Here is a 1,742-nt window from a genome sequence, read left to right as displayed (position 1 = left end):
CCAGCTGATGCGCGAGGCCCTCGCCCTCGGGGTCGCGGTGAACGCGGACAACCCGCAGGAGCTGCGCCGGCTCGACGCCCTGGTGCGCGCCGCCCCGTCCCGCTCCCCGCTCGGCCTGCGGGTCAACCCGCAGATCGGCGCCGGCGCCATCGGCGCGACCTCGACGGCGACCCGGACCTCGAAGTTCGGCGTGGCCCTGCGGGACGAGGGGGCGCGCGCCCGGGTCGTGGAGGCGTACGCGCGGCGGCCGTGGCTGACCCGGCTGCACACCCACACCGGCTCGCAGGGCGTCCCGCTGCCGCTGCTGGCCCAGGGGGTGGCGGAGGTGTACGCGCTGGCGGAGGAGATCAACGCCGCCGTCGGGCGCCGTCAGGTCGACACGATCGACATCGGCGGCGGACTGCCGGTGAACCTCGCCTCGGAGGAGACCGCGCCGACGTTCGCGCGGTACGCGCGGCTGCTGGCCGAGCGGGTGCCGGGGCTGTTCGACGGGCGGTACGGACTGGTGACCGAGTTCGGGCGGTCGCTGCTGGCCCGGCACGGGACGGTGGTGGCCCGGGTGGAGTACACCAAGACCGCGGGCGGGCGGCGCATCGCGGTGACGCACGCGGGCGTGCAGGTGGCGGTGCGCACGGTGTACGCGCCGGGTGTGTGGCCGCTCAGGATCGCCGCGTACGACGCCGGGGGGCGGCCGAAGGCGGGACCGGAGACCGTGCAGGACATCGCGGGTCCGGCCTGCTTCTCGGGCGACCTGCTCGCCGAGGGACGCGCGCTGCCCCCGCTGGAGCAGGGCGACTACGCGGCGGCGCTGGACACGGGGGCGTACGGCTTCGCCCACCACTACGCCTACAACTCCCTCGTCCGGCCGGGGATATACGGCTACGCCCCGGACGGGTACGGGGGCACGGCCTTCGCGACCGTGCGGCGGGCCCAGACCGTCGCCGAGGTGGTGGCCGATTCCGGAGGGGCGCACGCGTCGGCGCTCACCACCCTACGGACCCCCTGAAGCCGCCGACGCGCCACGGCCGACGGCCGGACGGAAGGGTCAACGACCATGGGACACACGTCAGTTGGCCAACCCTAGTACGTCGGACGCATGTTCCACCGGAAAATGCCAAAGGGCCCACCTCCCGCACACACGTTGCGTAGTGTCGGCGTCACTCAGCCGGAGTCCCAGGCGGGAGGAAGCCACGGTGCCCGGAATCGACGAGTGCTTACTGGAAGCGATGCGCCTGCCCGGTGCCCGGGGGGCCGCGCTGGTGGACTGGACGAGCGGACTGGCCCTGGGCACGGTCGGGGACGCCCCCGGCGGGGACCACGAGACGAGTGCCGCCGAGGCCGCCGAACTGGCCCGGCTGGCCGCCGAGCACGGCACGTTCGCCGCCGCCCGCGAGGGGCTGCCGCCGGTGGAGGACCTGATCGTCAGCAACGGTGACAGCTACCACCTGCTGCGGTTCGTGGACACCTCCTTCGACAGCAGCGTGTTCCTGCACCTGTGGCTCGGCCGCGCGGACGGCAACCTCGCGCTCGCCCGGATCCGGCTCGGCGAGATGGCCGCCCGGCTGGTGCTGGGATGACCATGGTCCGGTTCCCTCCGCCGGCGCTGCCGGTGCGGGACAGGCGGGCCGCGCGCGCCCTGTCCCCGATGCTGACCCGGCTCGCCGAGGAGCGGGCCACCGGCGTCCTGGTCCGCGAGCACGGCGTCCTGTACCTCGCCGAGGGCCGGGTGGTGCACGCCGAGA

2 protein-coding genes and 1 pseudogene are annotated in these 1,742 nt (G+C 74.7%); all 3 read left to right on the top strand.

Translation table 11 applies throughout. The annotated features are described in order from the left end of the window. On the top strand, positions 1 to 1,006 hold a 1,006-nt coding region (locus H5J33_RS34130), incomplete at its 5' end, for a diaminopimelate decarboxylase (RefSeq protein ID WP_181798539.1). Positions 1,007 to 1,193: 187 nt separating this feature from the next. Continuing rightward, positions 1,194 to 1,577 (top strand): hypothetical protein, encoded by a 384-nt coding sequence (locus tag H5J33_RS34125; RefSeq protein WP_181798538.1) that lies wholly within the window; start codon positions 1,194 to 1,196, stop codon positions 1,575 to 1,577. After that, positions 1,574 to 1,742 (top strand): annotated as a pseudogene (locus tag H5J33_RS38115) (transcriptional regulator); the annotation flags it as partial. The gene H5J33_RS34125 and the pseudogene H5J33_RS38115, both read left to right, overlap by 4 nt.

This window comes from Streptomyces sp. WELS2 (assembly GCF_013870595.1).
Taxonomy (GTDB): domain Bacteria; phylum Actinomycetota; class Actinomycetes; order Streptomycetales; family Streptomycetaceae; genus Streptomyces.
Note: the sequence above shows the minus strand (reverse complement) of the source record. Positions and strands in the feature narration are given on the sequence as shown.